Here is a 17,459-nt window from a genome sequence, read left to right on the forward strand (position 1 = left end):
GGCTTTTTCTGTTGTATAATCAAATTAAGACAAATTTGTCCGGAGGGATAGATGCAGGAAACAACTCAGCTTACATACGGAGAAGGATCCGTAACGATAATGGAGAGCTCTCAGAGCGAAATCGAAGTAGCTGCGCCCGAGATCAGGTTTGGTGACTATTACAAAGCTGTAGAGGCTTGCTTTACTGCCAGAGAACTTGAAGAGATCAGTGAGGGAAGCAATGCTGCTTTGGAATTCAGGTATTCCATGACCGATAAACTTGATGACGAAGATGAGGTTCAGCGCTTTGAGAAAGGAATAGAAAAGGCAGAGATGCTGACAGGCTCTTTAAACAGCGGAGTATATTTTGAAGTTGAGGCGGAAAAGAGTGTCAGTGGTGGAGAAAAAAGCGAAATAGACACTCTCTATGATGAAGTGGAGTTTCAGTATGAGATTCCCAGATATCTTGTAGCAGAAAAACGAGCCTACTATGCCATGACCAATGTCATGGGTGTATGTGAGCTTGAAAAAGATGTGGATGAGGAGGCTGACACGCTCTCAATCAGCACACGTGATATCGGAACAACGCTTATCCTTTATCAGGATGGCAAGGAAAATGGCAATCGTGAGCATTCGGGATTTGCGATAAAGACGCAGTATCTTTTTTTACTTGCGATTGTAGCTCTTGCCCTTGTCTGGTGGGCACTTGAGAGACGTAACAGAAGAAGCTGAATTAACAGTATTTGCAAAATAAAATCAAAATTTGATAGATTTTATTTCGAAAAAACAGTAAAATTACATTATGGATGCAGATAAGACTTTTGGGGAAAATGCATACTATGTAGATGATACTGTGGAGCCGGCTACTATTGCCAGACTTCTTAACTTTGGCGTGCAACAGATGGGACTGGGCATAATCTTTCTTGATGTCAACAGAAAGTGTGTCTATGCCAATCGGCACGCCTTTAGTTTGCTCCATGCGGAGTTCAGTTTAGAGAGCGTATATAAAGCTTTTAAGGACTGGATGAACAGCCTTGGTATTGAGCAGAGCACAGCTGCCTGGACAAGGCTTTTTGAGAGTCAGGAGAGGGAGCGCCTGTACAGGGTTCGTTACAGATATCTTCTGGATTCTAACAATAAGCCCATCGGTTATATGTACACGATCCAAAACCTGTCGGATATTGTTGAGAACGGAACAGGAGAGCAGTACAGGCTTACACATGATGAGCTGACAACACTCTATAACAGGGAAGGTTTTAAAGAGGCTGCCCAGAACAGGCTCAGAGAAACAGATAAAAGATATATTCTATTGTATTCAAATATCAAGGATTTCAAGCTCTTTAACCAGCTCTTTGGTCTGGAGAAGGGTAATGATATCCTTATCAATATCGCCGATCTGATGATCCAACATGTCAAAGAGGATGATATCTACGGAAGGATAAACGGCGATCACTTTGCTATTTGCATGCCGAAGGAAAGGTTCGTTGAGAAGGACTTTAAGAAGCTTGTAAGAGAGGTTACCAGTAAGGTTACCAGCAAGTCATATTCCCTTCACATGCAGATTGGAATCTACGAGATCACAGACCCTACAATGGACATAACCCTTATGTGTGACAGGGCTTATATGGCTTGCAAGTCCATCAAGAAGGATGGCGTATGCGAGATAGCCTGGTACAGCGATGAGATGATGGTCAATGCTCTTTTGGAAAAAGAGATCTTATCAAGCTTTGACTTTGCCATCATCAACAGGCAGTTTGGAATCTATCTGCAGCCACAGGTTTATTCTGACGGAAGAATATTCGGAGCAGAAGCTCTTGCCAGGTGGATGCATCCGGATAACGGTCTGATCCAGCCCGGAGTATTCATTGATGTACTTGAGAGGGCTGATCTTATCTACAAGCTTGACAGGTATATATGGGAACTGGCGGCTCTTCAGCTTGCAAAGTGGAAGGACACTGAGAGAGATCGGATTCAGATCTCTGTAAATGTATCACCAAAAGATCTGTATTATCTCGATATCAAGAAGGAATTCACTGAGCTGATAAACAGATACCAGATTGACCCGGCGCTTCTCAATATTGAGATTACGGAGACGGCGGTAACTTCCGATGTAACCAAGTGCGCAAAGCTCATACTTGAACTGCAAAAGGCAGGCTTTAAGGTTGAGATTGATGATTTTGGGTCTGGATATTCTTCTCTTAATATGTTAAAAGATATTAATGCCGATGTGCTCAAGATTGATATGGGGTTCCTCAGGAAAACAGAAAATCAGAACAGAGCACGGGTTATACTTAACTATACCATCGACATGGCGCATGAGCTTGGTATGAGTGTTGTCACCGAGGGCGTTGAGACCTTGGAACAGCTGGAATACCTGCAGGATATGGGTTGTAGGATGTTCCAGGGATACTATTTCGATAAGCCGATGCCGGTGGAAGAATTTGAGAAGAAATACGAGAGTCCGGAATGAAATATTACTATGCACCTATGGAGGGGATAACTCTTTATCCCCTCCGCAATATACACAAAGAGATAATGGGCGATGGAGTAGACAAGTACTTCACGCCTTTTTTAACTGCAACAAGCGTTCATCACTTTAAGAACAGGGAAAAGAAAGATGTGCTTCCCGACAAGAACTACGCATTTGATGATTATGGAAATCAGGTGGTTCCTCAGATTATGGCAGGAAATGCCGGGGACTTTCTCTGGGCAGCGGGAGAGATGAAAAAGCTTGGATATGAAGAGGTCAATTTAAACCTTGGTTGTCCTGCCCCGACAGTTGTAAACAGGCATAAGGGAGCAGGTCTTTTACAGGACCCTGAGTACCTGGATGAGATGCTGTATGAGATATTTGAAGGGATAGAAAAAGACTCTTTTCCTAAGGTATCATTAAAGACGAGGCTTGGATTTAAGGATGAGGACGAGGTAGACACCCTCATGAATATTTATGCGAAATATCCGGTAAAAGAGCTGACGATACACGCAAGGGTAAGGGAAGACTTCTACAGCGGAAGCCCGAGATACGAAGCATTTGAAAGAGCTGTTTCAGCCTATAAGTCAAATGGTGGAAATGCTGATATTTGCTATAATGGAAACGTTTCTACTATTAATATAGAAGAAACAAAAAAACTTACCTTTGATAACGTGATGATTGGAAGAGGCCTTTTGACAGATCCATCCCTTGTAAGGCAGCTACGAGGCGGAGAAGGACTAAAACCCGGTGAGCTTAAGGAGTACCTTGATAAACTTTATGCTGCTTATGCCGAGTATATCCCGGAAGATAGGAATGTCATCTTCAAGATGCTTGAGCACTGGGCATTTCTGCACGTTCATTTCAAAGACTGCGATAAGTACCTGAAGACTATAAGAAAAAGCCGCAGCAAGGGTGAATACCATGCTGCGGTCAACAATATCTTTGCAAGTTGTGAGTTTATTTAAGTTATCTGTTCTGCATGCTGATCTTGCTGCCTGCTGGAACGGATGAAGTGATGAAGGCGTTAGCTCCGATGATCGAGCCCTCGCCGATGACGGTTTCGCCACCCAGGATTGAAGCTCCTGCATAGATGGTAACGTTGCTCTCAATGGTGGGGTGACGCTTGGTGCCCTTGAGCTGCTGGCCTCCTCTTGTGGAGAGACCACCGATGGTTACGCCCTGATAGATCTTGACGTTGTCACCGATTATGGAGGTCTCGCCGATAACTATTCCGGTTCCGTGATCGATCATCAGATATTTGCCGATGGTGGCTCCGGGATGAATATCTATACCGGTTTTGGAATGAGCATACTCAGTCATCATTCTGGGGATGAGAGGCACTTTGAGAAGATAGAGCTCGTGGGCGATCCTGTTAATAGTAGATGCCGTAAGCCCCGGATAGGAGAGGATGATCTCTCCCTTGCTGTATGCTGCCGGATCTCCGTCATAGCAGGCCTGAAGGTCTGTGTCCACGTACTCTCTGATCTTGGGGAGCTGTTTGAAAAACTCATGAGTTATGCATCTTGCTCCGCAGTCGAGAGTGCTGTCGGTTGCGTTTAAATATTCAGGACTGTGGTGGAAGGCGATGGCAATCTGCTTCTGCAGGTTGTAGATAACGTCCTCGATTACAACGGCGATTCTGTTGTTGTCGTTGTAGCTCTTGTAAACCTTGTCCCTGTAATAGCCCGGGAAAATAATACGAATGAGCTTGATCACAATGTCTTTTACCGCGTCGCGATCGGGCTGATTGTAAACGTCCATCTTATCGACGTCGCGTCCCTTCTCATAGTCGGAGAGAATAAGATCAACGATGTCTTTTATCTCATTCTTAAGTTCAGGTGAATTGTTATTCTGTTTGAAATCCATAGATTATCATCTCCCATAATACATGGTCTTTTCACCAATTATACACTAAGTGAATAAAAATAATATCAAAAAGTTTGATTTAGCTCTAAAGTTATCTGTTTAATCATTCGATAAAAAATATGACGGAATATCTCCGCCTGTCTTTTGATATGTAAAAATCTTCGGAAAATGGATTTCACTTAGGTACACGGATGTACAAAGGAAGAGCCTTATAATAGTTTTGGAGGTACGTGTACTATGATGAGATCAATGTGGTCGGCTGTCGCCGGACTTAAAACCCATCAGCTTGAAATGGATGTCATTGGTAATAACATTGCCAATGTTAATACAACTGCATATAAATCACAGGCTACCGGCTTCCAGGATGTTCTTTATCAGACAGTAAAAGAGGGAACAGGAGCAGGCCAGAGAGTTGCAGCTACCAATATAGCTCAGGTTGGTCTTGGATCAAAGCTCGGTTCTGTATATACAAATATTGCAGCACAGGGTTCAGCCATCACAACCAACAATGTAATGGATCTGATGATCACAGGACCATCATTCTTTATCATCAGCCCTGACAGCCAGATCCTCAACTACGGCAGAGACGGTTCATTCTCAATCGATGCTGAGGGTGATCTTGTAACCCAGAACAACGGATACTACGTAATGGGTGTAATGGGAGATGGCGGAGTTGCTGACGGAGCGACTGTAAGCAAATTAAGGCTCATCGACAGGCAGGCTGTTACTGAAGTGGATGCAGATGGAAACATTACAACCAGAATGGCAGATATTATGCCGGGAAGCGCAACGTCCGAGGCATACTTTAAGGGGAATTTCGACGAGTTCGATCCTTCTCTTGAAGAGGGTAAAATTCAGAGCCTTGAGGTATATGGAAATGATGGACAAACATATACACTGAAGTTTCGTGTAACAGATAATGCTGATACAGATAATAGTACGTACAAACTTACGATAGATCAGATACTTGATAGTAATGGTAATAAAGTAGAGAATACAAGTAAGGATAACTCGGTATTATTAACGTACAACAAAAATGATGGAAAGCTTCAAGGGGTTTCTGCATCGAGTATCAATTATGTTGTAGGTGAAAATGAATTACATTATGGTGAAGAGGGAAATTTCGAGTCTGTCTATTTTGGAATAAGTGGAAACATAGGTGATTCGACATTTGATAAGACTGTTCCAGGTATGGATGGAAAAGATTATACTCTGCACTTTTCTATCAAGTATGACAGCTATGAAAAGAGTAATCCTGAGGATCGCATAATTTATAGTTTTACGTTAGAGGAAATTACAGATGAGAATGGTAACAAATATCCTATTGATCCATTAGTAGATTATGGAATTTATGGTGCTGAGACTGGAAACTTTTCTTCCGGTGGACATGGTGAAGGTGGACTTATATATTACGAAATAGATAATCCACATATTAGGTTGTTTTATAGTTTGTTAGAAACCACATTGGGTGTCTCCAATGAAACAAGTAAAGACCACACATTTACATTCGCAGGTGATGCAGCTAAGATTGGACCGTTGCATATAGACTTTTCTAATACAACGAATTATGGAAGTGAGATGAATAATCATTCATCAACAATCTATGCATACAAGGGTGATACCAAGGGCTTAAATAAGGGGTATGCTAATGGAGAGCTCACAGGTCTTTCCTTCGGAACCGACGGATCAGTTTACGGAACTTACTCAAACGGACAGACCATCAAGAAGGCTCAGATAGCAGTAGCTGAGTTCTCAAATGCCATGGGTCTTGAGAAGGTCGGAGATAATCTCTACCAGGCATCTCTTAACTCAGGTGCAGCCATGATCCAGGATATCACCAAGGACGGTGGCTACATGAACAGCGGAGTACTGGAGGGAAGTAACATTGATCTAGCAAAAGAGTTCACTGACATGATCACAACACAGCGTGGATTCCAGGCAAACAGCAGAGTTATCACAACTTCTGACGAGATGCTTCAGATACTTAAAGGACTAAAACGATAAAACGATAAAAGGTCAACGAGCGGAAACCAAAATTAATTTTAATTTTTTTGTAATTTTAAATCACAGAGCCGGAGCATCTTCCGGCTCTTTTATTTTGGAAACTGTGAAAATTCTGTGAAAAAACTTATTGTCAAAATATAAATTATGTTATATATTGAATTCACGCGATAAGGGGAAACGTGATTAGAAGTTATTGTGTGTAGGGTAGTTCTATTTTCTTGAGTTAAGTTTTATCTTAGCAGAATAAAGGCAAAGCCATCGTGAGATGGTGACGCAAAGCTAAAGGGTCTTGACACGTTTAATTAAAAATGTGAGAAGACAGCCAGTTGCTGGTGCTGGATTAAACGGCACCATAGAAAATGACCATGGCTGTTTAGGGGTAAACAGTTGGTCTATTTTTTTGGGATTTTAGTACTAGTAATTGTTCTACGTACGATTGGACTATTTTGCGTATGCCTTATTTTTGTGCAAATTTTGCAATTCGAGGTATCATGCGGATTAGTCCGGACATGATACCTTTTTTGTGCAGAGCACAAAGAGTAAATATCAAGATCTGGAAGGCCAAGATGGCAGAAGTTAATCTTAAGAAACTTAGCAGAGCAGATCTCCTTGAGATGATGATCAACTTCTCGGAGGAAGCAGAGGCAGCTAAGAGACACGAACAGGAATACAAGGAAGAACTCGAGCGTGAGAAGCTCGCAATGCAACAGCAGATGGCCGAAGAAAGAGCCGCACTGTTAAAGAGCTTCGATGAAGAAAAAGCGGAGATGAGAGCCAAATTTAATGAACAGAAGGCTCAGATGCAGGAGAAGTTCGACAAAGATATTGCAGGACTCAAGGCCAGACTTCAAAGAGAAAAAAATGAGCTTCAACTTCAGGTTGATGATTCATTGACCAAAATAGAAAAATCCGGAAACCTCGCTGAGGCTTCGCTTTTGATCGGTGGAATACTGGAGTCGGCGCAGAAGGCAGCAGACACCTATGTCAAAGCACTACAAGATAAAGCCAAAGCGGAATATATGGACTTCCAGAAGGATCTTGCAGCTGCAAGGTCGCAACTGGTTCTGGTACAGACTGATGAGAAACCTATAGAGGAGCCTAAGGAGGAAAAGCCTAAGGCAAAAGCTACTAAGGCCAAGACAACAACTAAGGCCAAGACAACTACTAAGGCTAAGGTGGCTACAAGGACACGCAAGAAGAAGGAAGAAACAAGCAAAGCTGATGAGTGATACACAGAGCCTTAAGCCCTCGGTTGATGAGCTGAGAAAAGAGCTTAAGAGGGAGAACAACAAAAAAGAATATCGAAGGGTTCTTCGAAACACTCTGATCGTTGTTGTAACGGTCGCAGCTCTGGCAGTTCTGGTTTCAAGTTTCTTTGTAACGGTACTTAAAGTTACCGGAGATTCGATGACACCGACACTTGATACCGGAGAGATAGTAATAGCGCAGAACCAAAGCTCTTTTGAACCCGGTGATCTACTGGCGTTCTACTATAACAACAAGGTACTGGTCAAAAGAGTTTTAGGATCCCCGGGAGACTGGATCAACATTGATGCTGACGGAGTGGTATCAGTCAACGGAGTTGAGCTTACTGAGGAATATGTTTCAGACAGAAGCCTGGAACCAACGGATATCGAGTTTCCTTATCAGGTTCCGGAAAACAGGTATTTCGTTCTGGGAGATCACCGAAGCGCATCCATCGATTCAAGATCGAGTGTTGTAGGATGTGTGACCAAGGAACAGCTTATTGGAAAGATCATTTACAGAGTTTATCCGTTTGGGAGCTTCGGAGGACTGTAATTTTCAGTATTTTTTTTTGCGACCTTTTTCCGAAAACGATTTCGAAAGTCTTAAGTGAAGATATTTTTTGTATATTGCAGTACGTTTTATGATTACTCTTGGGGAGTTTATATAAAGTTTATAAAGTTTAAGTAAAGTTTAGGGTTTTAGAAGGTAGGAGCTTAAGTAAATGCGCAAGATAGATGAGAATCGCGCCAAAAACTACATAAAGAAACACGAGAGATACGAGAAGTGGCTTGTATTCGCTCTTTGTGTTTCTCTTCTGACAGGTACGGCAACGCTCTATGGGCTTAACAAACCTGCAACAGCCATGACAGAGGAAGCGCTGGATCAGGTGGGCATTGTTATTCCGACTGCTGATGCAGAATTTGAGCAGGAGCTCATCGAACTGACTCAGGAAAACAAAGAAATCAAGGCTGAGGAAGAAAAGAGTGGGGATGCTGAGGCAGAAACTGTAGAGGAGAATGCTTCAGAAGAGAAGGTTTCAGAGGATGCAGACGGGGATGCAGAAGCAAAAGAGCCTGACGAGGAGTTAGAGGAGCAGGAAGAAGCAGAGGAAGAGCTTAAGGAAGAGGAAGAAGTTCAGGCCGATGCTAAGTCAGTAAAGCTCACAGTAAGGTTCGTTGACATGGACGGAGCTGAAATAAAGGAAGAGGCTGAGCTTAACGCAGCAAAAGAGCTTGAGTTTGGCGAGGGCTTTGAAGAGCTTGTTGACGGATACTTCTATAACGGAGCTTTCTTCGGGGATAAAGAGATTGCGAAGATAACTCCTGTGTTTGAAGAGAAAGAAGACGAAGATACTGCAGAAGTAACAGTTGCAGGACTTGATATAGAAGCTAAGGACGGCGAGGTGATCACAGTTAATGAGGATGCAGAGATTACCTACAGATACCTCAAAGCCTGCGAAGATACAGAGTTTGCATACTCTGACAACAAAGTAAATGTAAAGATAGTTACAACAAGAAGCAGCGTGTTCCCTGAGGGCATCGAGCTCAAGGTCAACGAGGTAACACCTGAAACTTCAAACTATAACTACGATGCATATATGGAAGCACTCAATGAGAATGCAGACTCCATCGCAAGCAATGCAGGACAGAAAGCAGCAACTCAGTACACCGAGAACAACACTCTTCTGTATGACATAGCATTTATCTATGAGGGAAAAGAGATCCAGCCTAAGGAAGGATCGGTTGTTGTAACCATGGAGTTCATGGAGCAGCAGCTCACATCTGACTTATCAGCTCAGAGCGAATCAGATGTTGCAGTTGTGCACCTTCCAATCAGGGAAGAGGTAAAAGAGACAGCTGAGATTGCTACAACTGAGGAAGCAACAGATATTACCTCAGGCGATATAAAGGTTGAGACTTTAGCAGATGCTACTGCTGAGGTTGGCGGAACTGAGAAGGTTGAGTTCACATCGGATAGCTTCTCCGTGTTTGCGGTTGTTTCTTATCAGAAGCATGAGGCCGGAACGGATACATTTGAAACTGTTCTTGGAGACGCCATCAACTTTGGTATTGTTACAAATTCAATTACAGTTAAAGAGTCTGAGACAAACTTTGCTGCTGTTACTGTTGAAGCTACGGCACAATTTGGTAATGACCTTACAAACCCTGTTGAGCAGACCTTTATCGCTTCAAAAGTAAACGGGGAATTCCAGGTAAAGGGTGAAGATGCTTACTTCATAGTCCCTAAAGAGTATACAAGCCAAATCACTCATGCTAATGAGACAGGTGGCGATCACATAAAGTTTGATACTGCATATACTCAGCTTGAGCTTGAGGAAGTAGTAAAAGACATGATGCAGTACGTCAAGGATGCATCCAAGGACCTTGCTGCAAGGCCGCAGAATGCATGGTTTGCTCCAAGAAATCCAGGTGATAAATACTATCTGGATATATCCGGTCAAGATCCGGGAACCTATTATGTGACGATAAACGATGAGGATATGAAGGGCATTTCTCAGGCTGAATGGCTCAATATTACCAAGAGAGATGACCAGACCATTGTATTTAATGTTACAGCTGCAGGAAACATCAACTTATTCAAGTTCAATGTTAATGGTGTTGGAACTGATAAAGATGAAATGCTCAAGCAAGCTAATAATGCTTCCAAGACAGTTATATGGAACTTTATTAATTCAAAGAGTGTAACAACCTCCGGATCTGTTGTGGGAGTATTCATCTCGGGGCAGGATAATGCAAAGTTTTTGAATGACGGTACATCCGCAGGATGGGTGGTTTTCCCTGAGGTTGAGATAGGTTCCGGTGAGTGGCATAACACTTATGACCAGATCAAGCAGATAAGCGGAGCTGCTCAGTTCCAGGCTTATAAGACGATTGACCACAAGGATGCCACTGCATCAGGATTCAAGTTTGCTCTGTATAAGAAGGAAACAGACGGAAGCTGGACACATGTAGAGACAGTAGAGAATGATTCAGCTTCACCCAAAAACATTTTCTTCGATTCAGTGACATTTGGTGGAAACAAAGATAAGACAGAGCCAAATTACCAATATGTTTCTGCAAGTGATGTCGGAGCTAGTCAGGACTTCACGTTTATGATTGCTGAGACCAATGGTGCTACTGATGCTAACGGAAATGCTTATTACCCTGATGAGACCCGTTATTATGCTAAGGTTACAGTTACTCTTCAGTATATGAATGAGACAAGCAAAAAGGGCATTTACTACAGAGTAAGCACACCGACTTATTACACTGATGAGGAATGCACTAAAAAGATTGATGGAAATATCCCAACCTTTAACAACACAACTGTTAAGGGGCATGTAGGAATACTTCTTAAGAAGTACCTTAATAATGCAGATCCGGGAGAGCTTAAGTTTAGCTTTACAGTCAGAGCTCTTACCAGTGATGGTTATAACTTTAAGACTCTTACAGAGTATCTGGTAAATGATGGGGACAGAATTTCATATGCATTCAATTTTGGATCGGATATTGTTTACAACGGATGTATATATCTTGTAATAACAGAGAATAATATTGATAATACCGGCTCAGGCGTGATTCTGACTAAGGATACGGGATACATTATTGCAAGGGTTAATAATCCGGGCAAGAGTAATCAGAGTGTAGATTACTTTAAATATAGTGCTGATAATCCGAACGTTGATGGAATAAATCGGAATATTGGTAATGAAAGCTTAAACAATCATGGTATTCCATGGCTTGCCGGTTACGTTACTGCTATTACCAAAGATGATGCCAACAAGCTCACCGAAGACAAAGCGGCCTTCTACAACACAGGAAGTGCAATGCTTCGTATCCACAAGATGGTAGTCAATGATTGGGGAGCTGATTTTGTAAGAGATGGTGAAGAGTATGCAATGCTCAACCACTGCACTTTCAGAATTACCAATAATTCAACAAAGAACTACATTGTATTTACCAGCTTTGTTGGAGGTTCGGGAGAAACCAGAGAAGGTAGGGCAGTAGAGTATGATGCTGCTTCACACCAGCCAACAGACAATACATATCCTGTAACTTACAACAGAAGCGCTCAGTGGACTATAGCAGGAATTCCTGCAGGCACATACACAGTAGAAGAGGTTGGAGATGATATCACCTTTACCTATGATCCATCTTCCAACACAATATCTTACCTGTATGATTCCAATCTTTCTCGAGTTACCAAGTATGATGTCACGGAAGATAAGGAAGGTGCTTCAAAAATAGGAACCGGCGGAGATAATTACAGAGTTGTTTACTCCATAGACCTCAAGAACCATTACGACCAGGGACCTACGAATGTAAAGGTAGGAGATGCATCTGTAGACAATACTTCTCATACCCAAACTGTTCAGGTATGTAACTACTACAGTCTTCCAATCGGTCCTATCAAGGTTGCCAAGAACTTTACCAGCGGTCAGTGGAAAGATGATATGGAGTTCAAATTTACTATAGAACCCATAAGCTATTCCGCTAAGGATTCGGCAGGAAACGGGGTAAACATTCCAACCGGTCAGCCAATGCCAATTGATGGAAACACAATCACGCTTACAGGCAAGGATGCTCATAAGAACGAAGATGGTTCTTACTCAGCTATAGGGATGTTTTCTTCAATCCCATATAGATTTGAAGGATTTTATTATTACAAAATTACTGAGGAGAATACAGGCCTTGGTGGCGTAATCTATGACAAGACTGAGTACTTTGTTGAAATTAAGGTTTCCAAGAAACACACTGAATTCAACAAGACCTATAACGGTGAGAACATGGCTAATCAGGGCAATTACAGTACGGTTGGCCAGACTACTGTTAGAGAGGACTTCTTCTATCTTGGAGCGGATATAAGATATGCTACCGACATTGGGTTCGACAGTGTGGTTGCACAGTGTGAACTGTACCTTGGTACCGATCCAAAAACCGGAGAACCCCAAAAGAATGTGTTCCAGGTTAATTACACTTACGGTAATGAAGACGGATCTTCAGTAGTATTTAACAACTCACTTTCAGGAGAGGTTACAGTAACCAAGAAATGGTTTGATAAGCTTGGTAATCCTGATACTTCAGAACACTCGCCTCTGACACTTTACATCTGGCAGAGAAAAGTTGGAACTACAAACTGGACTTCCTATACAGCAATACCTTCGGTTGTATTGTCTGCAGAGAATAATTGGACACAGACAGTGACCGGTCTTCTTATAGAAGATGCTGACGGAAACAGATATGAATACTGCATCAAGGAACCTGATAGTTACCTTGCAACATATGCAGTGGCATATAATATCACCTCTGCACAAGGAAATGCACAGTTCTTTGCTAATGACGCAGGAACAATAACAGTAGACGGAGCTACTTACAAGGATCCGGGATTTAGTCTAACCGTAGATTCAAATGGAGATTACGGAGCAGTAGAAGTAACTAACACTGAAGTGGTAACAAATACCATTCCTTCAACCGGAGGAATAGGAACAAGTCAATTTGTAGCAATCGGCGTATTGCTTATGTCAATCGCCTTTGCGGGAATGATGCTCTTTAAAAAGAGAAGAGTATTCTAAGAAAAGGTTTAAAGCTTAAAGCTTAAACATAAAAGAAAAACAAAAGCAAAAAACAAGATTCAAAGGAGAGGAAAAGAAATGAAAGGATTTAAGAAACTATTAACAGGAATTCTTGCTGCAACCATGATCATGGGCGCCAGCCTTACAGCATTTGCGGCAGAAGACACATCAGCAGACACAACTGCTACAGCTACACTTACCATCAACAACAACCTTGAAGAGGGCCAGAACGGTGAAGTTAAGAAGATCAAGTACACATACTACCAGTTCCTTAAGGCAGAGATCCTCAGCCTTGAAGGCAATGGCGAAGTAGTTTATTACGTTGAGTCAGAAGACCTTGCTGAGAAACTCGCGGCTACAGGATGTTTTGCTTATACAAAGGCTACAGCAGCTGATCGTTGGTACATCACAGCAGTTTCAGGAAAGACAGGCGACGATATCGTTACAGCGCTCAGCGGAATGACCGATGATGCAATTGCTACAGATAACTTTGAGACAACCGATGGACAGAAATATGCTACAGTTGATCTTCCTGCAGGTTACTACCTGATCCTCTCAAGTCTTGGTACTAAGGCTGCTGTTCAGACAGTAGGTGATGTAACAATCGATGAGAAGAACGAAGAGACAACAGTTGAGAAAACAAGAAACAAACCGGTTGATTCAATGTATGACAACCTTGATCCCGTAGTTTACACTGTTACTATCCACGTTCCTGAAGCTCCTGCTAATGACAAGATTGTAGTAGTTGATACAGCTACAAAGGGACTTACATTTGTAGGAACAGCTACAAGCAACAAGGGAAAAACATATAATTGGTCAGCAGCTACAGAAGTAGATGGCAAGAACCAGTACACAATTGACATCCCTGCAGAGGATGTTCTTGCTGCCGCCAATAGCGATCTTATTCTTACATATTCAGCAGTTATTAACAAGGACGCAGTAGTTTTTGTACCTGAGACAAACAGTGTTCACATTATTTACGACAACAATGCTTCAGCAGAGACAACTCCTGTAGAAGTTAAGACTCTTGGTATCGAGATCATTAAGTACACAGTTAAGAACGGCAAAGAAGAAAGACTTACAGGTGCTGAGTTTAAGCTCTATGCAGATGTTAACGGCGCAAAGGGCGACGAGATCAAGGTTGTTAAGGTTTCAGACGGTGTTTACCGTGTAGCTGATTCTAAGAACTCTAACGAAGTTATTGCAGATACTATTGTAGTTGACGAAAACGGCAAGGCTGATGTTCTTGGTCTCAATGCACTTAACTATAAGCTTGAAGAGGTAAAGGCTCCTGAAGGATATCAGATGCTTGATTATCTTGAAGATGTAACTGTTGACAGAAATATTACTAAGCTTGTAGAGGTTAAGGTTCTTAACAATACAGGTGTTACACTTCCTTCAACCGGTGGAATCGGTACAACAATCTTCTACATTGTTGGTGGTATACTTATCGTAGCAGGTGTTGCATACTTCATCGTCCGCAGAAAGGCTAACGCACAGTAATAAATCTTTAGATTTGTATTTTGGGGTATGAAAAAGTTCTATATAAATTGAATCTTGTTTCAAATATGAAACATACTGTATTCTCTGGGCAGAGTTACTGCCCGGGGAGTACAGAAATGATTCAAAAGATCAGGCGAAAGACATTTAATGAGTAAGAAATTAAAGAAACAAATTCCTAATATAATATTTGGACTCATCTTCATCGTAGGAATATGTGTTTTTTTATACCCGTCAGTAAGTAATTATATTAACAGCAAGCACCAAAGCCGTGTTATTACCAATTATCAGGAGGCTTTGGACAATATTTCTGAGAAAGATTACTCTAAGTACTGGAATGACGCTATAGCTTACAACGAGGCATTGGCGCAAAAGTCTATGAACTTCACATTAAGTGATGAGGAGCTTGCAGAATATCGTAGTATTCTTGATGCTACGGGAACCGGAGTAATTGGATACATTGAAATCGAGAACATTGGTGTAAACCTGCCAATCTATCATGGAACAGAGGAGTCTGTCTTACAGGTTGGCATAGGACATTTGGAGGGAACTTCTTTTCCCACCGGAACTGCAGGTACTCATGCAGTACTTTCAGGACACAGAGGACTTCCGTCCTCCAAGCTTTTTTCCGATCTTGATCAAATGATCGTCGGAGATACATTTTTACTACATATATTGAACCAGACCTTTGCTTATCAAGTGGATCAGATCAATATCGTTCTTCCGGAAGAAACACAGGATCTGGCAATACAACCTGACAAAGAATATGTCACGCTGGTTACCTGCACACCCTATGGTGTTAATACACACAGATTATTGGTAAGGGCTAAGCGTGTTGATTATAATGAAGAGACAAAACTGATCGTACCGGCGGATGCGGTCAGATATGGAAGTTTAGTGGTCGCTCCATTTATAGGAGCTCCGATACTACTTATTGCATTTATAGTATTTATGGTGCTTACTTCAAATCGTGGCAAAAAAAAGAAAAAGGCATCAAAGAGTTAAGAGGATAGTTATGAAAATGCTAGGAAAGAATATTTATATTCGAATAGCTGCAGTGATCATGACTTTGTTTATGGTACTGATACTGCCCGGTGAGACTGTGTTTGCTGCGCCTGTGTCAACAGCTAATATAGACATGGCGAAAAAAGGAAGTCTTACAGTCACACACTTATCGGTAGATGAAGAACTGATGGCAAGTGTTCCGTCACATCTTTATCTGGTTGCTACAATTGATGAAAAGGGACAATACACTGTTACAGAACAGTTTGCCGGATTTTTTACAGATTCTGATTGCTTTAACAATGGTTTTGATTATGATGCATGGAAACACTTTGTTTCATATGAAGAAGCAAGTGATTCAGATAACCTTCTTGCCTACATAAAGGAGAATAACATTTCTCCTGTGGCAGAGAAATTATCAGATGGAGATGGTAAGACATATTATACGGATCTTGATCTTGGTGTATATTATGTTTTAAGTGATAAGGTAGAGGCAGGAGGTTATACTCACTCCTTTGTGAATTTCCTTTATCCGGTGCCTATTCTTGAAATGACAGAGACAGGAAATGTCAGAGTTAACTATAACCCATCAGCATCGCCCAAAAAATCTAAGATAGCAAGCGTACACTGCAGCCTTCGCAAGAGATGGAACGACAGTGGAAATACAGCTAACCGTCCACAGACAGTAACCTTCAGGATTTACTGCGACGGAGAGTTCATGGAGGAAGTAACTCTTTCTTCAGAAAATGACTGGTACTATGAGTGGGGCGTTTCAGGTGATCACCAATTCTCTGTTGAAGAGGTAAATGTGGCATCAGGCTACAGCAGTGGAATTCAGGTTATTCAGAACGGACATCATTTTGAGTACATCTGTACCAACAGTTTTAATCCACCACCGCCACCACCACCGGATACACCGGACACACCACCTGATAACCCGGGACTTCCTGATCTTCCGGAAGTTCTTGGAGCAATAAGGGATCTTCCACAGGTTCTCGGAGCCAGAAGACTTCCTCAGACAGGCCAGCTTTGGTGGCCGCTTCCTATTCTTGTTATCGCCGGCGTATTTTTGATCGTCAAAGGTATCAGGAAGAACAGTAAGAACGCATGAAGAAAATTCAAGGATATATCTACATCGCCATTGGCGTAATTCTAATATGTATTGCTGCTTACATCGTCAAACATAACTTTGACGAGAACGCCCAGGCAGGAGCCTCATCTGACAATCTCCTGCTTGGCGTTATACAGCAGATGCCTGACACGGTGCTTCCAAGTGATTTTAACGGGCCAATGCCCATTGTGGATGTGGAAGGCAGAAGTTTTATCGGAACAGTGCAGATTCCGTCTTTAGGTCTTTTACTACCTATTCAGGATGAGTGGAGTAAGGACAATGCCAAGGTTTCTGTGTGCAGATACAAGGGTTCTGCTTACGATAACGACCTGATCGTCTGTGGTCACAATTACGTGGAGCACTTCGGCACACTTCCCGAGCTAAAGACCGGTGAAGAGGTTATCGTGACGGATATGAACGGGATCAGCTTCCACTATAAGGTTGCCAACATCGAGACTTTAGGCGCTTATGATGTGGAGGAGATGGAAGCAGGAGAGTGGGATTTTACCATGTTTACCTGTACCGTGGGAGGTTCGAACCGTGTGACTGTAAGGTGCGAAGCAACCGGAGAAGTCAGCGAAACCGGAACTGAGCCCGACGTTATAAAAGCAGCAGAAGAGAGCAAGCACATCAGAAAACAGAATTAAAACATAATAAAAAACCACAATCCCTTTTTGAGAGATTGTGGTTTTTCTTATATCTTA

Annotated in this window: 12 protein-coding genes and 1 riboswitch; of the genes, 11 read left to right on the plus strand and 1 reads right to left on the minus strand. The window is 42.1% G+C overall.

From position 1 onward, the window contains the following. The first annotated feature begins 51 nt into the window (after positions 1-51). The 3 genes from G589_RS0109545 (at position 52) to G589_RS0109555 (ending at position 3,417) form a co-directional block, all read left to right on the plus strand. A complete protein-coding gene (locus G589_RS0109545) occupies positions 52-711 on the plus strand; it encodes a hypothetical protein (RefSeq protein ID WP_026521975.1) in 660 nt (219 codons plus the stop codon). A 70-nt stretch (positions 712-781) separates the two neighbouring features. After that, positions 782-2,449 carry a putative bifunctional diguanylate cyclase/phosphodiesterase gene (locus G589_RS19455; protein WP_051192290.1) on the plus strand — a complete coding sequence of 556 codons (1,668 nt, stop codon included), beginning with the start codon at positions 782-784 and terminating at the stop codon, positions 2,447-2,449. Continuing rightward, positions 2,446-3,417, plus strand: a complete 972-nt coding sequence (locus G589_RS0109555; RefSeq protein WP_026521976.1) for a tRNA dihydrouridine synthase — start codon at positions 2,446-2,448, stop codon at positions 3,415-3,417. Before G589_RS19455 ends, G589_RS0109555 begins: the two co-directional genes overlap by 4 nt. Position 3,418: 1 nt before the next feature. On the opposite strand, the gene epsC is transcribed toward G589_RS0109555, so the two are convergent. Continuing rightward, entirely contained in the window at positions 3,419-4,318 is a 900-nt protein-coding gene (epsC, locus tag G589_RS0109560; RefSeq protein ID WP_026521977.1) for a serine O-acetyltransferase EpsC, read from the minus strand. Positions 4,319-4,555: 237 nt separating this feature from the next. Between epsC and G589_RS0109565 the strand changes: the two genes are divergently transcribed. From G589_RS0109565 to G589_RS21120, 8 genes are all read left to right on the plus strand, one after another. After that, positions 4,556-6,322 carry a flagellar hook protein FlgE gene (locus G589_RS0109565; protein WP_026521978.1) on the plus strand — a complete coding sequence of 589 codons (1,767 nt, stop codon included), beginning with the start codon at positions 4,556-4,558 and terminating at the stop codon, positions 6,320-6,322. Between the two features lie 238 nt (positions 6,323-6,560). Then, positions 6,561-6,656: riboswitch (cyclic di-GMP riboswitch) on the plus strand. 232 nt (positions 6,657-6,888) lie between these two features. Beyond that, positions 6,889-7,551, plus strand: coding sequence for a hypothetical protein (locus G589_RS21115; protein WP_155832523.1), 663 nt, complete (start codon positions 6,889-6,891; stop codon positions 7,549-7,551). Next, entirely contained in the window at positions 7,544-8,122 is a 579-nt protein-coding gene (gene lepB, locus G589_RS0109575) for a signal peptidase I (protein ID WP_026521979.1), read from the plus strand. Before G589_RS21115 ends, lepB begins: the two co-directional genes overlap by 8 nt. 169 nt (positions 8,123-8,291) lie before the next feature. Beyond that, positions 8,292-13,142 (plus strand): Spy0128 family protein, encoded by a 4,851-nt coding sequence (locus G589_RS0109580; RefSeq protein ID WP_026521980.1) that lies wholly within the window; start codon positions 8,292-8,294, stop codon positions 13,140-13,142. A 78-nt stretch (positions 13,143-13,220) separates the two neighbouring features. Beyond that, positions 13,221-14,645, plus strand: coding sequence for an isopeptide-forming domain-containing fimbrial protein (locus G589_RS0109585; RefSeq protein ID WP_026521981.1), 1,425 nt, complete (start codon positions 13,221-13,223; stop codon positions 14,643-14,645). A 147-nt stretch (positions 14,646-14,792) separates the two neighbouring features. Continuing rightward, positions 14,793-15,647, plus strand: a complete 855-nt coding sequence (locus G589_RS0109590) for a class C sortase (protein WP_026521982.1) — start codon at positions 14,793-14,795, stop codon at positions 15,645-15,647. A gap of 10 nt (positions 15,648-15,657) precedes the next feature. Continuing rightward, positions 15,658-16,755 (plus strand): Cna B-type domain-containing protein, encoded by a 1,098-nt coding sequence (locus tag G589_RS0109595; protein WP_026521983.1) that lies wholly within the window; start codon positions 15,658-15,660, stop codon positions 16,753-16,755. Continuing rightward, on the plus strand, positions 16,752-17,402 hold the full coding sequence (locus G589_RS21120) for a sortase (protein ID WP_022767484.1): 651 nt from the start codon (positions 16,752-16,754) through the stop codon (positions 17,400-17,402). Before G589_RS0109595 ends, G589_RS21120 begins: the two co-directional genes overlap by 4 nt. Positions 17,403-17,459 lie beyond the last annotated feature (57 nt).

Origin of the sequence: Butyrivibrio sp. VCB2001, from assembly GCF_000423965.1 — a bacterium.
GTDB lineage: Bacteria > Bacillota > Clostridia > Lachnospirales > Lachnospiraceae > Butyrivibrio.

Bases quoted from the DNA above. Each gene is read 5' to 3' on its own strand.
- G589_RS0109555 (WP_026521976.1), top strand. From the start codon at position 2,446: ATGAAATATTACTATGCACCTATGGAGGGGATAACTCTTTATCCCCTC.
- G589_RS0109595 (WP_026521983.1), top strand. From the start codon at position 15,658: ATGAAAATGCTAGGAAAGAATATTTATATTCGAATAGCTGCAGTGATC.
- lepB (WP_026521979.1), top strand. From the start codon at position 7,544: ATGAGTGATACACAGAGCCTTAAGCCCTCGGTTGATGAGCTGAGAAAA.
- G589_RS21115 (WP_155832523.1), top strand. From the start codon at position 6,889: ATGGCAGAAGTTAATCTTAAGAAACTTAGCAGAGCAGATCTCCTTGAG.
- G589_RS19455 (WP_051192290.1), top strand. From the start codon at position 782: ATGGATGCAGATAAGACTTTTGGGGAAAATGCATACTATGTAGATGAT.
- epsC (WP_026521977.1), bottom strand. From the start codon at position 4,318: ATGGATTTCAAACAGAATAACAATTCACCTGAACTTAAGAATGAGATA.
- G589_RS0109585 (WP_026521981.1), top strand. From the start codon at position 13,221: ATGAAAGGATTTAAGAAACTATTAACAGGAATTCTTGCTGCAACCATG.
- G589_RS21120 (WP_022767484.1), top strand. From the start codon at position 16,752: ATGAAGAAAATTCAAGGATATATCTACATCGCCATTGGCGTAATTCTA.
- G589_RS0109580 (WP_026521980.1), top strand. From the start codon at position 8,292: ATGCGCAAGATAGATGAGAATCGCGCCAAAAACTACATAAAGAAACAC.
- G589_RS0109545 (WP_026521975.1), top strand. From the start codon at position 52: ATGCAGGAAACAACTCAGCTTACATACGGAGAAGGATCCGTAACGATA.
- G589_RS0109565 (WP_026521978.1), top strand. From the start codon at position 4,556: ATGATGAGATCAATGTGGTCGGCTGTCGCCGGACTTAAAACCCATCAG.
- G589_RS0109590 (WP_026521982.1), top strand. From the start codon at position 14,793: ATGAGTAAGAAATTAAAGAAACAAATTCCTAATATAATATTTGGACTC.